This is a genomic window from Streptomyces sp. NBC_00885 (assembly GCF_045207475.1).
GTDB lineage: Bacteria > Actinomycetota > Actinomycetes > Streptomycetales > Streptomycetaceae > Streptomyces.
Window position 1 is genome coordinate 1434828 of sequence record NZ_CP108796.1, and the last position, 17513, is coordinate 1452340.

16 protein-coding genes and 1 pseudogene are annotated in these 17513 nt (G+C 72.1%); 7 read left to right on the forward strand and 10 right to left on the reverse strand.

Annotated features, from left to right (window positions below; translation table 11 throughout):
• Positions 1–2: 2 nt before the first annotated feature.
• The 4 genes from OHA61_RS06555 to OHA61_RS06570 are packed head-to-tail and all read right to left on the reverse strand — an operon-like array spanning position 3 to position 3631.
• Positions 3–1064 carry a branched-chain amino acid ABC transporter permease gene (locus tag OHA61_RS06555; RefSeq protein WP_324974582.1) on the reverse strand — a complete coding sequence of 354 codons (1062 nt, stop codon included), beginning with the start codon at positions 1062–1064 and terminating at the stop codon, positions 3–5.
• 52 nt (positions 1065–1116) lie between these two features.
• Positions 1117–2007 (reverse strand): branched-chain amino acid ABC transporter permease, encoded by an 891-nt coding sequence (locus OHA61_RS06560; protein WP_324974548.1) that lies wholly within the window; start codon positions 2005–2007, stop codon positions 1117–1119.
• Complete coding sequence (locus OHA61_RS06565) at positions 2004–2828, reverse strand: ABC transporter ATP-binding protein (protein ID WP_406302187.1); 825 nt, start codon at positions 2826–2828, stop codon at positions 2004–2006. Before OHA61_RS06565 ends, OHA61_RS06560 begins: the two co-directional genes overlap by 4 nt.
• The gene (locus tag OHA61_RS06570; RefSeq protein WP_406302188.1) at positions 2825–3631 is read right to left on the reverse strand and encodes an ABC transporter ATP-binding protein; all 807 of its coding nucleotides are present in this window, start codon (positions 3629–3631) and stop codon (positions 2825–2827) included. Before OHA61_RS06570 ends, OHA61_RS06565 begins: the two co-directional genes overlap by 4 nt.
• A 160-nt stretch (positions 3632–3791) precedes the next feature.
• On the opposite strand from OHA61_RS06570, the gene OHA61_RS06575 reads away from it, so the two are divergent.
• On the forward strand, positions 3792–4985 hold the full coding sequence (locus tag OHA61_RS06575; protein ID WP_406302189.1) for a PucR family transcriptional regulator: 1194 nt from the start codon (positions 3792–3794) through the stop codon (positions 4983–4985).
• Positions 4986–5469: 484 nt separating this feature from the next.
• Here OHA61_RS06575 and OHA61_RS06580 read toward each other — a convergent pair whose 3' ends face one another.
• Positions 5470–6585 (reverse strand): glycerate kinase, encoded by a 1116-nt coding sequence (locus OHA61_RS06580; RefSeq protein WP_406307294.1) that lies wholly within the window; start codon positions 6583–6585, stop codon positions 5470–5472.
• Positions 6586–6753: 168 nt separating this feature from the next.
• Here OHA61_RS06580 and OHA61_RS06585 point away from each other — a divergent pair, with 168 nt between their 5' ends.
• From OHA61_RS06585 to OHA61_RS06605, 5 genes and pseudogenes are all read left to right on the forward strand, one after another.
• The gene (locus OHA61_RS06585; RefSeq protein WP_406302190.1) at positions 6754–7830 is read left to right on the forward strand and encodes an ADP-ribosylglycohydrolase family protein; all 1077 of its coding nucleotides are present in this window, start codon (positions 6754–6756) and stop codon (positions 7828–7830) included.
• Between the two features lie 71 nt (positions 7831–7901).
• On the forward strand, positions 7902–8393 hold the full coding sequence (locus tag OHA61_RS06590) for an NUDIX domain-containing protein (protein WP_406302192.1): 492 nt from the start codon (positions 7902–7904) through the stop codon (positions 8391–8393).
• Positions 8394–8489: 96 nt separating this feature from the next.
• Positions 8490–8771, forward strand: a complete 282-nt coding sequence (locus OHA61_RS06595; protein ID WP_406302193.1) for a hypothetical protein — start codon at positions 8490–8492, stop codon at positions 8769–8771.
• Complete coding sequence (locus OHA61_RS06600; RefSeq protein WP_406302194.1) at positions 8771–10333, forward strand: hypothetical protein; 1563 nt, start codon at positions 8771–8773, stop codon at positions 10331–10333. The genes OHA61_RS06595 and OHA61_RS06600 overlap by 1 nt, the downstream gene beginning before the upstream one ends.
• Positions 10334–10415: 82 nt before the next feature.
• Positions 10416–11148: pseudogene (locus OHA61_RS06605) on the forward strand (SIR2 family NAD-dependent protein deacylase).
• Between the two features lie 236 nt (positions 11149–11384).
• On the opposite strand, the gene OHA61_RS06610 reads toward OHA61_RS06605, so the two are convergent.
• Genes OHA61_RS06610 through OHA61_RS06625 form a run of 4 tightly spaced genes read right to left on the reverse strand, consistent with a single transcriptional unit; the run spans position 11385 to position 15400 of the window.
• A complete protein-coding gene (locus OHA61_RS06610; RefSeq protein ID WP_406302195.1) occupies positions 11385–11879 on the reverse strand; it encodes a methylated-DNA--[protein]-cysteine S-methyltransferase in 495 nt (164 codons plus the stop codon).
• Positions 11880–11891: 12 nt separating this feature from the next.
• Complete coding sequence (locus OHA61_RS06615; protein ID WP_406302196.1) at positions 11892–13367, reverse strand: AlkA N-terminal domain-containing protein; 1476 nt, start codon at positions 13365–13367, stop codon at positions 11892–11894.
• A gap of 49 nt (positions 13368–13416) precedes the next feature.
• Positions 13417–13938, reverse strand: a complete 522-nt coding sequence (locus OHA61_RS06620) for an O-acetyl-ADP-ribose deacetylase (protein ID WP_406302197.1) — start codon at positions 13936–13938, stop codon at positions 13417–13419.
• A 37-nt stretch (positions 13939–13975) separates the two neighbouring features.
• Positions 13976–15400 carry a phytoene desaturase family protein gene (locus tag OHA61_RS06625; protein ID WP_406302198.1) on the reverse strand — a complete coding sequence of 475 codons (1425 nt, stop codon included), beginning with the start codon at positions 15398–15400 and terminating at the stop codon, positions 13976–13978.
• Positions 15401–15486: 86 nt separating this feature from the next.
• Between OHA61_RS06625 and OHA61_RS06630 the strand changes: the two genes are divergently transcribed.
• The gene (locus tag OHA61_RS06630; RefSeq protein WP_406302200.1) at positions 15487–16281 is read left to right on the forward strand and encodes a nucleotidyltransferase family protein; all 795 of its coding nucleotides are present in this window, start codon (positions 15487–15489) and stop codon (positions 16279–16281) included.
• A gap of 252 nt (positions 16282–16533) precedes the next feature.
• On the opposite strand, the gene OHA61_RS06635 is transcribed toward OHA61_RS06630, so the two are convergent.
• Positions 16534–17355 (reverse strand): inositol monophosphatase family protein, encoded by an 822-nt coding sequence (locus tag OHA61_RS06635; RefSeq protein ID WP_406302201.1) that lies wholly within the window; start codon positions 17353–17355, stop codon positions 16534–16536.
• Positions 17356–17513: the final 158 nt, after the last annotated feature.

A 17513-nucleotide genomic window follows, 5' to 3' on the forward strand; every position in this document is an offset into this window, starting at 1 on the left:
GTCTACTCCCTTGGGGTCTTGCGTGAGGTGATGAGACGGGTGAGTCCGCCGGGCAGGAAGAGGACGACCGCGACGACCGCGGCGCCGTACAGATAGCGCGATGCCTCACCGGGTGCGACGCCGCCCGTGCCGGGGGCGGAGACCAGCGGGAGGGTGTCGCTGTAGTGGGTGAGGATCTGGGGCAGCAGGGAGACGAAGACCGCGCCGACGACGGCGCCGGCGACTGTGCCGAGGCCCCCGATCACGATCATGGCGAGGAATTCGAGGGACAGGATCACCCCGAAGTACTCGGGGACGGTGCGCTGGAAGACCAGGGCGATCAGTACGCCGGCGAGTCCCGCGTACATCGAGGACAGGACGAAGACGGCGGCCCGGTAGCGGGCGACCGGAACGCCCATGACGCCTGCGGCGATGCGGTGGTCCCGGATGGCGTTCATGGCGCGGCCGGGGCGGCCTCGTAGCACTCCACGGGCGAACAGGGCGCAGCCGAGCAGCGCGAGCAGGGCGATGTACCAGAGCTTCTCGGCGGACTGGAAGGGGACGGCCGCGATGACCGTCTCGCTGTCGTCGAAGTCGATACCGAAGAGCGAGAGGGGTGGAACCGCCCGGCCGTTGAATCCTCCTGTCAGGTCACCGGCGTTGAAGAGGACGTGCTGGCCGATGAAGATCAGCGCGAGTGTGGCGATGCCGAGATAGGCGCCGCGCAGCCGCCCCGCGATAGGGCTGAACAGGCCGCCTGCCGCGCCCGCGACGAGTACCGCGAGTACTGCGGCGAGCCAGGTCGGCAGGCCGAGGCCGGTGAGGCGGTGGCCGTTCTCGACTCCGCTCTCGCCCGCCAGGACGCAGTAGCTGTACGCGCCCACCGCGAGGAAGAAGGCGTGCCCCATGGACAGCTGCCCGGTGGCACCGGTGAGGAGGTTGATGCCGATCGCGCCGATCGCGGCGGCCATCGCGAAGAGTCCGGCCTGCAGCCAGAAGCGGTCGACATAGAAGGGCAGGGCGAGGAGGACGACACCGCCGGCGAACCAGGCGTACGCGCGGGGGTTCCTGAAGGTCGCGGACAAGGACTTGGACTTGGACTGGGACGGGGACTTGGACTGTGGAGGGGACAAGGTCTCAGACACGGGCGGGCTCCTTCGTGCCGAAGAGACCGGCGGGCCTGATGAGCAGGACGAGCACCATCACCAGATACGGCGCGAGATCGCCGATCCCCCGGCCCAGGAAGGACAGTTCGCTCTGGTAGCCGGTGGCGAAGGACTCGGTGACGCCGACGATCAGACCTCCCGCGAGCGCGCCGGTGGTGGAGTCGAGCCCGCCGAGGATCGCCGCCGGGAAGGCCTTGAGTGCGGCGAGCGAGGTGGCGCGTTCGAGCCCCGGAGTCGGGAAGACGGTGAGGAAGAGGGCGGCGACCGCGGCGAGCGCGCCGGCGACCGCCCAGGCGGCGAGCGAGACCCGGCCCAGACGTACCCCCATCAGCGCGGCGGTCTCGGGATTCTCGGCCGCCGCCCGCATCGACACGCCCCACGAGGTGTACCGGAACGCGAGCAGGAACACGGTGATGAGCAGGGCCGCCGCAACGAATGCGGCGATACGGGTCTGCGCGATGGTGATGTCCCCGACGGTGACGACGCGGTCCCCCCACGGGTCACCGAGCGCGAGGACGTCCGTGCCGATACGGCGGGTGAGTTCGGTGGTCAGGAGAATGTCGACGCCGATGGTGACGATGGCCAGGACGCTGTGGTCGGAGCCCCGGTAGCGGCGCATGACGAGGAATTCCACGGCCGCGCCGACCAGGGCCGCGCCCGCGATGCCGACGGCGAGCGCGGGCCAGAAGCCGATGTCGTCGTGGAGTACGGCGGTGACATAGCCGCCGGCGAGCAGCAGGGAGGCATGGGCGAAGTTGACGACTTCGGTGGCCTTGAAGATGACGACGAAGCCGAGCGCGATCAGCGCGTAGACGGAGCCGATGGAAAGTCCGCCGAGGAGTAGTTCGACGAAGGTCGTCATGCCTGCGCCTCCGTTCCGAGATAGGCCTGTACGACGGCCGGGTCGCTCTGTACCTGGGCGGGGGTGCCGTCGGCGATCCGGCGCCCGAAGTCGAGTACGGTCACGGCGTCCGCGAGCCGCATCACCACCCCCATGTCGTGTTCGACGAGCACGATGGATATGCCGAGGCTGTCTCGTACGCCCGCGATGACGGAGGCGGTCTGCCGCCGCTCGTCCGCGGTCATGCCCGCGACGGGCTCGTCGAGGAGCAGCAGCCGCGGTTCCATGCACAGGGCGCGGCCGAGTTCTACGAGCTTCTGCTTGCCGTACGGGAGTGCTCCCGCGGGCCGGTCCAGATCGCCGCCGAGTCCGGTGAACTCCGCGATCTCCCGTACCCGGTCCAGATGTTGACGCGCCTCGCGGGCGGCGGACGGCAGCCGCAGCCCTGCGGCGAGGAACCCGGCGCGGGTGAGCCGGTGCCTGCCGAGCAGCAGGCTGTCGGCAACGGTGGCATGCGGCGGGAGCGCGAGGTTCTGGAAGGTACGGGCGATACCGAGGGCGGCGACGCGGTCGGGAGACAGCCCGGTGAGCTCCTTTTCGCCGAAGCGGACACTGCCGGAGGTGGCCCGGTAGACGCCGGACAGGACGTTGAAGGTGGTGGACTTGCCGGCGCCGTTGGGGCCGATGATGGCGTGGACGCTGCCGGGTGCGACGGTGAAGGAGACGGAGTCGAGGGCGGTGAGCCCGGCGAAGCGGACGGTGAGGTCGGTGACGGTCAGGGCGGGGACGGCGGGCGCGGGCGGTGTCGCCGTGCGTTCCACGTCGGTACGGGGTGCGCTCATGCCGACCACCTGCTCAGCGTCGGCGCCGCCGCTTCCGCGCCGGCCGCGTCGGCCGCAGCCGTCTCGTCGACCACGCCGAGGTAGCGGCGGCGTACCTCGTCCGAGGAGGCGAGCTCGTCGGCCGGGCCCGACAGGGCGACCTCGCCGACGTCGAGTACGTACGCCGTCGAGGCCAGCCGCAGCGCGATCGCCGCGTTCTGCTCGACCAGAAGGACCGATGTGCCGGCGGCGTTGATCTCCTGCACGGTCTCGGCGATGCGCGCCGCCATCAGCGGGGCGAGGCCGAGCGACGGCTCGTCGAGCAGCAGAAGCCGCGGCCGGGCCATCAGCGCCCGTCCCATCGCGAGCATTTGCTGCTCGCCGCCCGACAGCAGTCCGGCACGCTGGTGCGTCCGGTCGGCGAGGACGGGGAAGAGCTCGTGCACCCGGGCGAGAGCTTCGGCGCTGGAGCGGCGCCCGCCGGTCGCGCCCAGTGCGCCGGCCCGGAGATTGTCGGCGACGGTCATCCGCGCGAAGACCTGCCGTCCCTCCGGGACCTGGACGACGCCCGCGGCGACGACCGCGGCCGCGCTCAGGCCTTCCAGCGGACGGCCGTCGTAGCTGATGGTGCCGGACGTGACGCGGCCACGCTGAAAACTGAGGGTGCGGGAGACGGCGCGCAGCAGGGTCGATTTGCCGGCTCCGTTGCCGCCGAGGACGGCGACGATCGCTCCCTCGGGCACATCGACGGAGACGTCGCGCAGTGCCCGTACCGGCCCGTAGCCGACGGACAGCGCACGCACTTCGAGCGAGGTGGCAGCCATGTGGACCCCCTTTCCGGGCTTGTTCGAAATTGCCCTGTGGGGGCACACACCAGCACCGGCCGGGCGTACCGTCCAGGCGGTATGCTCGAATCGCTGCGCATGACCAGCGGTGCGGCGCGCGCATTGTGCACCGGCACAAGGGCTGGCATCCTCACCGGTCATGGCCGGCCACAGAGCACGCACCGAGCGTGAGTGGTCCGTCCTGGTGAGCGCCTCCAAGGTGCTGCTGGAGCGCGTGCCCAGACTGACGGACCTGCTCATCGACGAACTTCAGGCCCATTCACCGCAGTTCGATCTCGCCGTACCGCGGGACGAGCACTGGCAGCAGATCAACGAGGCGATGCGGTACGGCATCGAGGCGCTGGCCGCATCGCGTTCGGCGCCTCGGCGGGACCTGCTGTACGCGGAACGGCTCGGCCGGCAGCGCGCCGAGCAGGGGCTTGCGCTCGACCTGGTCCTGTACGCGTACCGGCACGCTGGCTATCTCGTCTGGGACGAGCTCCTGGAGATCGTCACCGACAAGAACCCGGACGCACTGCCTGTGCTCGTGCATCTGGCGTCCGACGTGTGGGCGGGCGTGGACCGGCAGGCCTCCACGGTCGCGGACGCCTACCGCGACACCGAGCAGGAGATGCAGCGGCGCAGCGACGAGCGGGTCCAGGCACTGCTGGACGCGCTGCTGGAGGGCCGCTCCACGCCGGGCCTGGCATCGAGCGCGGCGGCGGGCCTGGACCTGCCGGAACAGGGGCGGTACGCGGTGGTCGTGGTCCGGGTGGAGCGCGCGGCGGGGCGCGAGCCGTTCCGCCGGGTCGCGGTGGCACAGGGGCAACGGTTCTTCTGGCGGATGCGTACGGATTACGAGATCGCGGTGGTCGCGCTGGAGGCGGGGGTGGGGCTGACGGAGCTGTCCGCTGTCCTGCACCGGCACTGCCAGGGCCCCGGCGGGATCAGCCCGGTGGTGCCGGGCCTGGCGGACCTGGGCCTGGCGCGGCGCCTCGCGGAGACAGCCTTGCGTACGTGCGGCCCGGACGCGCGCGGGATCGTGCGCCTGGACGAGCGCCTCCCCACGGCCCTGGTGGTGAGCCAGCCGGAACTGGCGGCCCGCCTGATCGCGGACGTTTTCGGCCCCCTACTGGACCTGGACCCGGCGGACAGGGCGGTGCTGCTGGAGACGCTGGACGCGTGGCTGGAATGCGGGGGCTCGGCGGGCCGGGCGGCGACGCGGCTGTACTGCCACCGGAACACGGTGTTCAACCGCCTGCGCCGCCTGGAACAACTGACGTCGAGATCACTGGGCCGCCCCCGGGACCTGATCGAAATGACGCTGGCACTGGACGCGTTCCGATTGGGCTGAGGAGCGGGTGCGGCCGCCCGGGGTGCGGGTCACGGGGTTGCCCGGCGCCGCGGGGTGGGCGCCTGGGGTCCGCTCCGGGGTGGAGCCGGGACTGCACGATTTACGGCGCGTCTCCGGTCTGCCGCAGGGTACGGGCGTCCCCGCGCCACAAATCACGCTCTACGTCCCGACTCCACCCGCTCCACGGCCCCCCTTGCGGGGCAACGCTTTTCGGTGCCCCGCACCGCGGAGACGCGGGTGCATTGCTCGCGCCGCGAAGCTGGCGCTCGGGGGGTGTGGGGCGCCAGCCCCCACATTGCCCCTCCCCTCGGGACCCGGAGGCCCGCGCCGCGCAGCCGGCGCATTCGGGTGGGGGGCGTGGCGCGCCGCGAAGCCGGCGCCCCGGGGGTGTGGGGGCGTCAGCCCCCACGTTCCTCCCCCTCCCCCGGGGGGCCTGGGGGCCTCGCCCCAGTTTCGGGAAGGGGCGGGGTGGGGGAACAACCCCCTACCGCAGGAAATCCCGCGCGATACCCTCCGCCACCCGCTCCAGCAGCGGCCCCGCCTCCGCCATGCACTTCCGTGGATCCGGTTCCAGCGCCGTCAGGGGATACGCCCTGCGGATCCCCGCCCGGCCCAGCGCCTCGGGCGGCAGCGCCAGGCGCCCGCAGACCGCGACGACCTCGATGTTCCGGGCGCGGGCCGCCGCCGCGACGCCCGCGGGGGCCTTGCCGTGGAGTGTCTGTTCGTCGAGGGAGCCCTCGCCGGTGATCACCAGGGTCGCCCGGGACAGTGCCGTCGCGAAGCCGAGTACGTCGAGCATGACCTCGATGCCGGGCCGGAAGCTCGCCCCGAGGGCGACCAGCGCGCCGTAGCCGATGCCGCCCGCCGCCCCCGCGCCGGGGAGCTGGGCCTGCTCGCGGCCGAGGATGGACGCGTAGTGGACCAGCGCCGCGTCCAAGGTGGCGACGTCCTCCGGTGTCGCGCCCTTCTGCGGGCCGTACACCGCGGGCGCGCCCTTCGGCCCCGTCAGCGGGTTGTCGACGTCGCTGGCGAGGACCAGCTCGACGTCCTTGAGCCGGGGGTCGAGGCCGGACAGGTCCGCGGACGCGAGGTCGCGGAGGCCGCCGCCGCCGGGGCCGACCGGCTCGCCGTCCGCGTCCAGGAAGCGCGCGCCGAGCGCGGCGAGCATGCCCGCGCCGCCGTCAGTGGTCGCGCTGCCGCCGACGCCGAAGACGATCGTCCGGGCTCCCGCGTCGAGCGCGGCGCGCAGCAGCTCGCCGGAGCCGTACGTCGTCGAGGTGAGCGGAGCGAAGACCCCGTCGGGGAGGTGCTGGAGCCCGGAGGCCTCCGCCATCTCCACCACCGCGGTGCCCTCCCGCAGGGCGTACGCCGCGGTGAGGGGTTCGCCGAGCGGCCCCGTCACCGGGACCTCGCGGCGTTCGAACCCGGCCGCCACCGCCGCGGCGACCGTGCCGTCGCCGCCGTCCGCGACGGGCAGGGTCTCGACCGCCAGACCGGGTACGACACGCTGGAGACCTGCGGTGACCCGTTCCGCGACCTGTACGGCCGTGAGCGAGCCCTTGAACTTGTCAGCCGCGACGAGCACACGCGCGGGCTGAATAACTGCTCCGTTCGTCACCTTGCTATCCCTTGCTTTCGAACAGGCAGTCGCGCCGCCCCGACCCTATCCGGACGTCTCGAGGGTCTGCCACTTCATCACGGCAGGACATTTCGAACCATAGCCGGGCACTGCCGCGCGGTTCCGGCGCCGATTCGGTAAACCGGACGTATGGGCCTCCAGCACATCGACCTCGCCGACCGGATCCTCGGCGGCTGGCTGGGCCGCGTCGCCGGCAACATGCTCGGCAAGCCCGTCGAGCGTGGCGACTACTGGACCCGCGACCGCATCGACCGGTACCTGCGCCGCACCGACGCGCTCCCGCTCACCGACTACCTCCCCGAGCCGCCGGCGGACGCGATGCCCGGCGAATTCGAGCTGCGCCCCGAGTGGCGTGAGTGCGTACGGGGCCGGATCCACGGCAGTTGCCGGGACGACGACGTGGACTACACGGTCCTCGGCCTGCATCTGCTGGAGAGCCACGGCTTCGGGTTCACCACCGAGCAGGTGGGCGAGGCATGGCTGCTGCATCTGCCGTTTCTGCAGACGTTCACCGCCGAGCGGGCCGCGTACCGAAATCTCGCGAACGGTCTCCAACCGCCTGTCAGCGCCACGCGCGACAATCCCTACCAGGAGTGGATCGGCGCGCTCATCCGCGCCGACATCTTCGGCTGGACCTGTCCCGGCGACCCGCGCCGCGCCGCCGCGCTCGCCCGCCGCGACGCGGTCCTCTCGCACACGGGCAACGGCGTGTACGGGGCGATGTGGGCGGCGGCCCTGATCGCCGCCGCGTTCACCGCGAACATCCCGCGCGACGCGGTCGAGGCGGCTCTGGAACGTATCCCCGCGGGCTGCCGGCTCGCGCGCGTGGTGCGCCACACCGTGGCCCTGCACGCCTCCGGGACGTCCTGGTCCGACACGCTCGGCGAACTGGCCGCGGAGACCGGGGGCCTGGGCTGGATCCACACCGTTCCGAACGCCGCCGTCATCACGGCCGGACTGCTGTACGGCGCGGGCGACTTCACCGCCACCATCGCACTCACGGTCCGCGGCGGCCTCGACACCGACTCCAACGGAGCGACGGCGGGCTCGGTGGCGGGTGTGCTGAGCGGAGCGGCCGCCATCCCCGCACAGTGGACGGAGCCTCTGGAGGACCGGCTGCGCACCGCGGTGTTCGGATTCGACGGCGTACACATCAGCGAACTGGCGGAGCGTACAGTGCGGTTGGCGGCGTTCTCCGCAGCCTGACGCGCGACCCGGCCGGAAACGCCCTCCGGGCGCCAAGGGCTGACGCCCGCACCCCCGTTACGCTTCCCCGAGTGACTACCTCTGACTACGCGACGTACATCGCATCCCTGCCCCGCATCCTCGCCGGTGCCGCCGTTCTCATCCGTGACGGCGAGGGACGTGTGCTGATCGTCGAGCCCAACTACCGAGAGGGCTGGGCGCTGCCCGGCGGAACCATCGAGTCGGATCTGGGCGAGACGCCGCGGCTGGCCGCCCGCAGGGAGGCGCTCGAGGAGATCGGACTCGACGTAGAGCCGGGCGCGCTGCTGGCGGTCGACTGGGTGCAGGGCACCGCGCGGCCGCCGATCGCGGCGTATGTGTACGACGGCGGGGTGCTGACCGAGGCACAGTTCGCGGCGATCCGGCTGCAGGAGGAAGAGCTGCTCTCCTGGCGGCTGGCGTCCCGTGACGAGATCCCGGCGCACTTCCCGGACTCGCTGGGTCACCGGGTGCTGGCCGCTCTGGACGTCCTGGAGAAGGGAAGCGGGACGGTGGAGCTGGAGAACGGGCTGCCGCCCGCATAGGCCTGTCCGGCCGATCTTGCCTGGCTGCGGTCTGATCGACGTGGACAGGATCTTAATCGGCTCACTGCGGTGCGGCCTGCTGCGTACGCTCGCGGCATGAATCTCGTCGCGATCCTGAGCGGCGCCGACGGCACCCCGGACGTGTCCGCCGCGCTCCGCTCGTACGACCTGCTGCGCCGTCCGCGGACCCAGGCCATCACACGCCGCTCCGCCCGGCTCGGCGCAGTCGCCCAACTGTCGTGGCCGCGCGCTGTGTTGCTGCGCGACACGGCCGCCCGGCTGATGTCGCCCCGGGCGCCGCTGCGTTCCATGACGTCGGTGCTCGGCTGGACCGCGCCCGGTGACCGGGCGACCGCGACGGGGAGCGAGAGCCACTGATGCCGGACTGGACTTATCACCCGCTGCGCGGCACGGCCGCCGCCGTCTTGGGCCGGCGCCGTTCGCAGCGGACCGCACTGAGGCTGTTGGCCTCGATCGGCTCCCGTCCCGTCGGCGCGCGGCTGATCGCTGGGTCGCTCGGCCGCCGCCGTCCGCCGGAGCGGCTTGCCGGCGAGATCGCCGGTGTGCCCGTGACCGTCCGCCTCGGCATATCCGTCCCGCCCTCGCTCGCCCGCGAAGCGCTACGCGCCATGCCCCCGCTCGGGGCTGGTTTCGTCGAGGTGGCACCCGTCTCGGCGGCCGACGCGCAGACCGTACGCGAGGCCGCCGCCGGCCGCTCGATCCCGATGGTCGTCCGCGCTTGCGACCCGGAGGCCGAGGCCGCCCTCAGGCCCCATGTCGACGGGTTCACCAGCGGCGACGACCCGCACGTAATCCACATGTCCGACCCGTCGGTCACCGCCGCGGCCGCCGCGCTCGAAGAGCCGGGCGCCGCCGCGCTCGAAGAGCCGGGCGCCGTCGTGCTCGCCCGGCCCGGGGTGCTCGTCGCGGCCGGACCCGGCTGGTTCGCACGGGTCGCCGAGGCAGCCACGCCCACCGCGCCCGCTCCGGTGCTACGGGACGTCGGTCCCGATCCCCGACGCTGGCCCGCCTGGTGGTGGGCGCTGCTCGTCGGGCTCGGTATGACAGTCGGCGGTCTCAGCGCCGCGGCGATCACGCTCGGGCCGGTACTGCTCTGGTACGACCGCGATTACCTCGGCATGACGCTGCACGACATGCATGCCGCCAATCACCACCTCGTGCACTTCCTCCAGCACGATCGGATCACCTTGGCCGGCACGATGGTGGCGATCGGCGCCCTCTACACCGGCCTCGCCGTGGGCGGGATGAGACGCGGCTGGCCCTGGGCCCGCGATGTCTATCTACTCTCGGGGGCAATCGGCTTCCCCACCTTGTTCTACTTCCTGGCCACCGGATTCGTGGAACCTCTGCACACAGCAACCACCATCGTGCTGTTCCCGATGTTCGTGGCCGCGGCCCGCCGGACCCCGCACGCACCGCGGTGGCGCCTGGCGCCCGAGGGACCGGAGCCGGAGCGCCGACGGGCACTGGTCGGCCAGTTGCTGCTGATCGTCACGGGAGCGGGGCTGTTCGTCGGCGGAGCGGTGATCTCGGTGGTGGGTCTGACCGGTGTCTTCGTGCCGACCGACCTGGCCTTCCTGGGCACCAGCGCGCAGACGCTGGAAATCCTGAATCCGCGGCTGGTGCCGTTCGTCGCCCACGACCGCGCGGGGTTCGGAGGCGCCCTGATGGCCTCCGCGGTGGCGATCACTCTGCTCAGCGCGTGGGGCTGGCGGCGGGGTGAGACGTGGGTGTTCTGGACCCTGGCAGCGGCGGCGGCCGCCGGCTTCCTGCCGGCTGTCGTGGTGCACGGCGTGATCCACTACACGGACTTCATCCACCTCGCGCCGGTGTACTTCGGCATCGCCCTGACCGGCACCGGTCTGCTGCTCGCGCGTCCGTATCTCTGTGCCAAGGCGTCGGCGATGTCGGAGGACTGACGGGCCGCCCCGGCTCCCCCCGGAGCACACAAGCCCGCGATATCCGGTCGCCCAGTGGGGACGCGCGACTTACCCTCGGCCCATGAACAAGCCCCTCGTCGCCATCCTCAGTGGCGCCGGTGTCTCCACCGATTCCGGGATCCCCGACTACCGCGGGCCGAACGGCCTGTGGCGGCGCGATCCGGAGGCCGAGAAGCTCGTGACCTACGACTACTACATGGCCGACCCGGAGATCCGGCGCCGGTCCTGGCAGATGCGGCGGAAGAACCGGGACGCTGCAGGCCGAGCCCAACACGGCGCACCGGGCCGTGGCGGAGCTGGAGCGGTCCGGGGTGCCGGTGCGGGTGATCACGCAGAACGTGGACGGGCTGCACCAGCTCGCCGGCATGCCCGCCCGCAAGGTCCTCGAACTGCACGGCACCGCACGGACCGTGGTGTGCACCAAGTGCCACGCCAAGGCACCGATGGAGGAAGCGCTCGCGCGAGTCGAGGCCGGTGAGGAGGATCCGCCGTGCCTGGAGTGCGGCGGCATCCTCAAGTCGGCCACGGTGATGTTCGGCGAGCGGCTCGACCCCGTGGTACTGGGCGAGGCTCTCGCGATCACCAAGGCATGCCAGGTCTTCATCGCCGTCGGGACGAGCCTCCAGGTGCAGCCCGCCGCCGGACTTGCCGGTGTCGCCGCCGACCACGGCGCCCGGCTGATCATCGTCAACGCCGAACCGACACCGTACGACGACCGAGCCGACGAAGTCGTCCGGGAGCCGATCGGCACCGCTCTGCCCGAACTCCTGCGCCGGCTGGGCACCGAGAGCTGAGAGTCGTTCCCGAGGGCTTCGCGCTACTGGGCCTTGCTGAAACGCGGCCGCGTCACCGACCGCGCGTACGATCGCACCGCCGCCGGCGAGGTCGTCGAGCCGCTTGACACCCTGTGGCGTCGGCATGGGCATGCCGCCGATTTCACCGGCCCATCCTCGTGAGCCGCGGACGAACCGTCGCGAAACCCATCGCCCCGTTGGGAAGCCGAGCGGCCTGAGATCGCCGGGGCCCGTGCCTAGAACAACGCGTCGTCGGGCGTGCCGGACTCGAACGCCAGCAGTCGTTGCTTGCGGTCGAGTCCGCCGCCGTAGCCGACAAGGCTGCCCGTCGAGCCGATGACCCGGTGGCAGGGGACGATGATCCCGATCGGGTTCTTGCCATTGGCCAGACCCACCGCGCGGGAGGCACCGGCGTTGCCGAGCGCCTCGGCCAGTTCGCCGTAGGTCCGTGTCTCGCCGTACGGGATCTGCCGCAGCTGCTCCCAGACGCGCCGCTGGAAGTCCGTGCCCTGCAGCCGCATCGGCAGGTCGAATTCCGTGAGCTCGCGGGCGAAGTAGGCCTCCAGCTGGCGGATCGCCTCGCCGAAGGGCGCGGGATCCTCCTCGCCGAAGGTCTCTTCGTCGGGCCGGTGGCGCTGCTGGGGCATGTAGAGGCCGCTCAGCACTCCGTCCGTGGCGACGAGGGTCAGCGGGCCGTAGGGACTGTCGACGACCGTGTGCTGCTTGATCATGGCTGAACTTCCTTATGAGGGGAGGCGGTTGATGGGGTGATCGTCGGTGGCCCAGAGGTACTGGACGGCGTACGCCCGCCAGGGCCGCCAGGCTGCGGCGCGGTTGGTGAGAGCGGCGGGGGTCGAGGGCAGACCCAGTTCGGCGGCGGCGCGTCGCATGCCGAGGTCGCCGGGCAGGAACGCGTCCGGGTCGCCCAGGGCGCGCATCGCGATCACCTCGACCGTCCAGGGGCCGAAGCCGGGGATCGCGGTCAGCTGTGCGCGTGCCTTGTCCCAGTCGCTGTCGATGCCGAGCCGCAGTGAGCCGTCGGCCAGCGCCCCGACAAGGCTCATGAAGGTGGTGCGGCGGGTGCCGGGCAGCGCCAGGGTCTGAGGGTCCAGCGCCGCCAGCGCCTCGGAGGACGGGAAGAGATGCGTGAGGCCGCCCTCGGCGTCCTCGATCGCCTCGCCGTGGGCTGCGACCAGGCGGCCCGCATGGGTGCGGGCCGCGGCCGTCGACACCTGCTGGCCCAGCACCGCCCGCACGGCGAACTCCGCCGCATCCACGGTGCGCGGCACCCGTCGCCCCGGCGCCTTGTCGACCAGCGGTGCGAGCAGCTCGTCCGTACGCAACTGGTCGTCGACGGCGACCGGATCGGCGTCCAGGTCGAGCATCCAGCGGCAGCGGCTGATCGCGATGGTGAGGTCGCGCGGGTCGGTGAGGGAGAGCCGGCAGGCGATGTGGTCAGGCCGCGGGGTGAGGGCGGCGATGCCGTGCCCGTAGGGGAGGTTCAGGGTGCGGCGGTACGCCCCGTCCAGCCACTCCTCGACGCCGGGTACGCCGGTCGCGGCGAGATGGCCGAAGAGGTTGCTCGGATTGAGCGGCGCGCGGTACGGCAGCCGCAGGGAGATCACTCCGGGGGTCTGTGGGGGTGCGGTACGGCTGCGGGTGGCGCGGGTGCGCAGTTCGCCGGGGGCGAGTGCGAAGACCTCGCGGACGGTGTCGTTGAAGGTGCGGATGGAGGCGAAACCGGCCGCGAAGGCGACCTCGGCCATCGGGAGCGCGGTGGTTTCGATGAGCAGGCGCGCGGTCTGGGCACGCTGCGCGCGGGCCAGGGCGAGCGGTCCCGCGCCCAGCTCGGCGAGGAGCTGGCGCTCGATCTGCCGGGTGGAGTAGCCGAGGCGAGCGGCCAGGCCCGGTACGCCTTCGCGGTCCACGACTCCGTCGCGGATGAGACGCATGGCGCGTGCGACGGTGTCCGCGCGGGCGTTCCACTCCGGGGAGCCGGGGCTGGTGTCGGGGCGGCAGCGCTTGCAGGCTCTGAATCCGGCCTGCTGACAGGCCGCGGCGCTCGGGTAGAAGGTCATGTTCTCGACCTTCGGCGGCACCACCGGGCAGCTGGGGCGGCAGTAGATCCGCGTGGTCAGCACGGCCGTGAAGAACCAGCCGTCGAATCGGGCGTCCTTCGACTGGACGGCGCGTACGCAGCGCTCGGTGTCGGTGTGCATGGCTCAAGCATCCGGCAGCGCCAGGGCCGGTGCTAGCGAGAAAACGACATCAACCTTGCTCTGCCAGGGCGGTCTCGAATTCCTTGTACGCGTACTCGTCGAAGAGCACGAAACGTACCTCGGTGACCGGCGCGGCAGCCGCCTCGCGGACCGTACGGACTGCGATCCGCGCGCCGTCGTCCATCGGCCAGCCGTAGATGCCGGTCGAGATGGCGGGGAAGGCGACGGTGCTCGCGCCCAACTCCCGTGCCACGCGCAGCGATTCACGGTAACAGGAGGCCAGCAGGCCGGAACGGTCCTCCTGCCGGGACCAGACGGGACCGACCGTGTGGATCACATGGTCCGCGTCAAGGCGGCCGGCGGTGGTGGCGACGGCCTGCCCGGTGCGCAGGCCCTTGCCGTACTGCGAGGCGCGCAGGGCACGGCATTGAGCGAGGATCTCGGGCCCGCCGCGACGGTGGATGGCTCCGTCGACACCACCGCCGCCGAGCAGGGAGGAATTGGCGGCATTGACGATGACGTCGACACGCTGCTGGGTGATGTCCCCGCGCACGAGCGTGATCTCGACCATGACCTCAGCCTACGCAAGTGGACCATGCGGCGTCGGCCTACGCAGAGCGCACCCTGCGCAGACTGCGCCAGACCGCCTTCGCGGCGTGGTGGCCGGACATGCCGTGCACACCGGGGCCCGGCGGCGTCGCGGAGGAGCAGATGAAGACGGCGGGGTGCGCGGTGGCGTACGGAACGCGGGCGAGCCTGGGACGGATCAGCGTCTGAAGTCCGGCGAAAGCTCCGCAGGCGATATCCCCGCCGACGTAGTTGGCGTTGCGCAGGGCGAGCTGGGGCGGGCCCGCGACTGCGCGGGCCAGCACGAGATCGCGGAAACCGGGCGCGAACCGCTCCAGCTGCCGCTCGATGACCTCGGTCGCGTCGCCCTCCCAGCCGGCCGGCACATGGCCGTACGCCCAAAGGACGTGCTTGCCCGCCGGAGCGCGAGAGGGGTCCACCAGGCTGGGCTGGGCGGTGATCAGGAAGGGGACCTTGGGGTCACGGCCCGCGACGGCGGCGGTCAGGGCCGCGTCGATCTCGCCGGCGGTGGGGCCGATGTGCACGGTCCCTGCCGTACGGGCCTCCTTCGCGGTCCAGGGCACGGGCCCCGAGAGCGCGTAGTCGATCTTGAACGCGGCGGCCCCGTAGCGGTAGTGCTGATACGCCTGGCCGAGACCCGCGATCCTGGCGAGCGCGGTCGGCGAGGTGTCGAAGACATACGCACGGGCAGGGGGCAGCTCGTCCAGCCGCTTGACCTCCGTGCCCGTGTGGATCACACCGCCCTGCTCACGCAGATACGAGGCGAGAGCGTCGGAGATCGCCTGCGAACCGCCGCGCGGCACCGGCCAGCCGACCTCGTGCGCGGCGAGCGCGAAGCACAGGGCGACCCCGGCGGTGGCGAACCCGCTGGTGGGGGCGATGGCATGGGCAGCAAGACCGGCGAACAGACCGCGGGCCCGCTCCCCATCGAAACGGCGCGAGATCCAGGTGGCGGGCTGCAGTGCGACCGTCCCGAAGCGGGCGAGACGATACGGGTCGCGGGGCAGGCCGTCCCAGGGGGTGCGCAGAAAGTCCGCGGCGAGGGTGTCCCAGTGCCCGAGGAAGGGTGCGACGAGCCGTCGGTACGCCCCGGCGTCACCGGCACCCAGCGACATGGCGCTCTCACCGACCGACCGGCTCAGCACGGCCGCGGTGCCGTCCGGAAAAGGGTGCGCCAGAGGCAGTTCGGGGTGCAGCCACTCCAGGCCGTGCCGGGCCAGTGGCATGGCGGCGAAGGCCGGTGAGCCGATGCCGAGCGGATGGACGGCGGAGCAGGGGTCGTGGCGGAAGCCCGGGAGGGTGAGCTCCTCGGTCCTCGCTCCCCCGCCGACGGTGTCCATCGCCTCGTACACCGCCACCGAGAAGCCGCGACGGGCCAATTCGACAGCTGCGGTCAGCCCGTTGGGCCCCGCCCCCACGACGACGGCATCGAGCATCGACGGCACCTTCGGACTCCTTTGTCAGCCGATGGCCAAGGTCCCCAGGATATTGCGGAGCACGGACAGCGGGGGCGGCGGTAGGCTCCGCGGCGATGATTTCCCGGATCGAAGCGATGTCGCAGCAGCTCATGGCGGTACGCGGGGTACGCGCGGTGGCCCTGGGCGGCAGCCGCGCCCGGGGCACGCACCGCCCGGACTCCGACTGGGACCTGGGCGTCTACTACCGGGGTGCGGTCGATACCGGGGCGCTGGCGGCCCTCGCCACGGAGGTGACGGGCACCCAGGTGGACATCGCGGGCCCCGGCGGCTGGGGTCCCTGGGTCAACGGCGGCGCGTGGCTGACGGTGGACGGCGTCCAGGTGGACTGGATCCTGCGCGACCTCGACCGCGTCGAGGCGGTCTGGGCGGACTGCCGGGCGGGCCGGTACGAGACGGGCATGCAGCCGGGCCACCCTCTGGGCTTCTGGTCGCCCGCGTACGCGGGCGAGGTGGCGCTGTGCCGCGTACTGGCCGACACGGACGGCGAGTTGACGTCACTGCGCACCCAGGCCCACGGCTACCCGGAGCCACTGCGCCGCGCTCTGATCAACGCGGCGTGGGAGGCGGACTTCTCGGTCGCGGCGGCGCGGAAGTCGGTGGCCGCGGGGGATGTGCTGCATGTGTCGCTTTGCCTGAGCAGGGCGTTCGGCGTCCTGGTCCAGTCGCTGCACGCGCACGCGAGGGTGTGGTGCCTGAACGAAAAGGGCGCGCTGAGGACGGCGACGTCCTTGCCTGCGGCGCCGGAGGACTTCGCGTCGAGGGTGTCGAGGGCGCTGCGGGGCCTGGACGCGGGGGCGGTGGAGTCGGCGGACGCGCTGGTGGCCGAGGCGAGGTCGCGGCTGGCCTAGCGGCGCGGGGGTGGGGTCCGGTGTGCTGGCGGCCGCGTGGCACGGGCCAGCCGCGTCGCGCGGGCCTTGAGGGTTCGTTGCGCGGCCTGCCGCAGGTTGCGGGTCGGGGCCGCTGCGCGGGGCTTTATCCCCTCCCCGCCCCATCCCGCAACCGGGGCTCCGCCCCGGACCCCGGTCCTCAAACGCCGGACGGGCTTGGTTGGCCGGAGCCGCGAATGTCACCGCAGGAAGGGGCGGGGTCGGGCAAGCCCCTCACCCGCGCAACAGGTCCCGCACCCTCTCCGCCGTCCCCCCATCCCTCGCCGCCGTGAACGGCAGCGCATTTCCTCCCCCGATACGGAACCGCTCCCCTGACACCGTCATCTGCGCCCCGCCCGCCTCCGTCACCAGGAGCAGGCCCGCCGCGTGGTCCCATGCGTTCTCCCACGAGAAGGCCACCGCGTCCAGGTCTCCCCGGGCAACCGACAGGTACTCCAGGCCCGCCGATCCACAGGGGCGGGCGCGCACGCCATCGGCGTTCAGGCCCAGCAGGGCGTGCTTCTGGTCCGGGGTGGTGTAGTCCGGGTGGGACATCGCGATCTCCAGCACCGCGCCCGGCGTCGGTGAACCCGACCGTATCGGCGTGCCGTTGAGCCGTGCCCCGCCGCCCCGTATCGCGATCGCCATCTCCTCCAGGACCGGCGCGTACGTCCAGGACGCGAGCACCTCGCCGTGCTGGGCGAGAGCGACGAGCGTGCAGAATCCGGGCTCGCCGCGGACGAACTGCCGCGTGCCGTCCACCGGGTCGACGATCCACACGGGCGCGTCGCCCTGCAGCGCCTCGTACACCGACGGGTCCGCGTGGACGGCCTCCTCGCCCACCACGACGGAGCCGGGCAGCAGCGCCGTCAGCGAGGCGGTGAGGTGCTCCTCGGCATTGCGGTCGGCCGTCGTCACAAGGTCGTGCGGGCCGGTCTTCTCGACGATCTCGTGCGCGGCGAGCTGGCGGTAACGCGGCGTGATCTCGGTGGCGGCCGCCTTGCGGACCGCCTCCTCGACTGCGGAAAGATCACCGTTCAAGAAGTCATCGATCATTTCTCCAGCAAAGCACGGCCCGCTGACATCGCGCTGTCCGCCCGGCGCCCCACGGCGTAACCCTGCATTCCCCTCGGGTTCGCCGCGGCGGAGAGCGCGGCGGCGCGCGGGTCCCGCGGGTCCCCGGCCACCACGCAGAGCCTGCCCTCCGGCCTGAG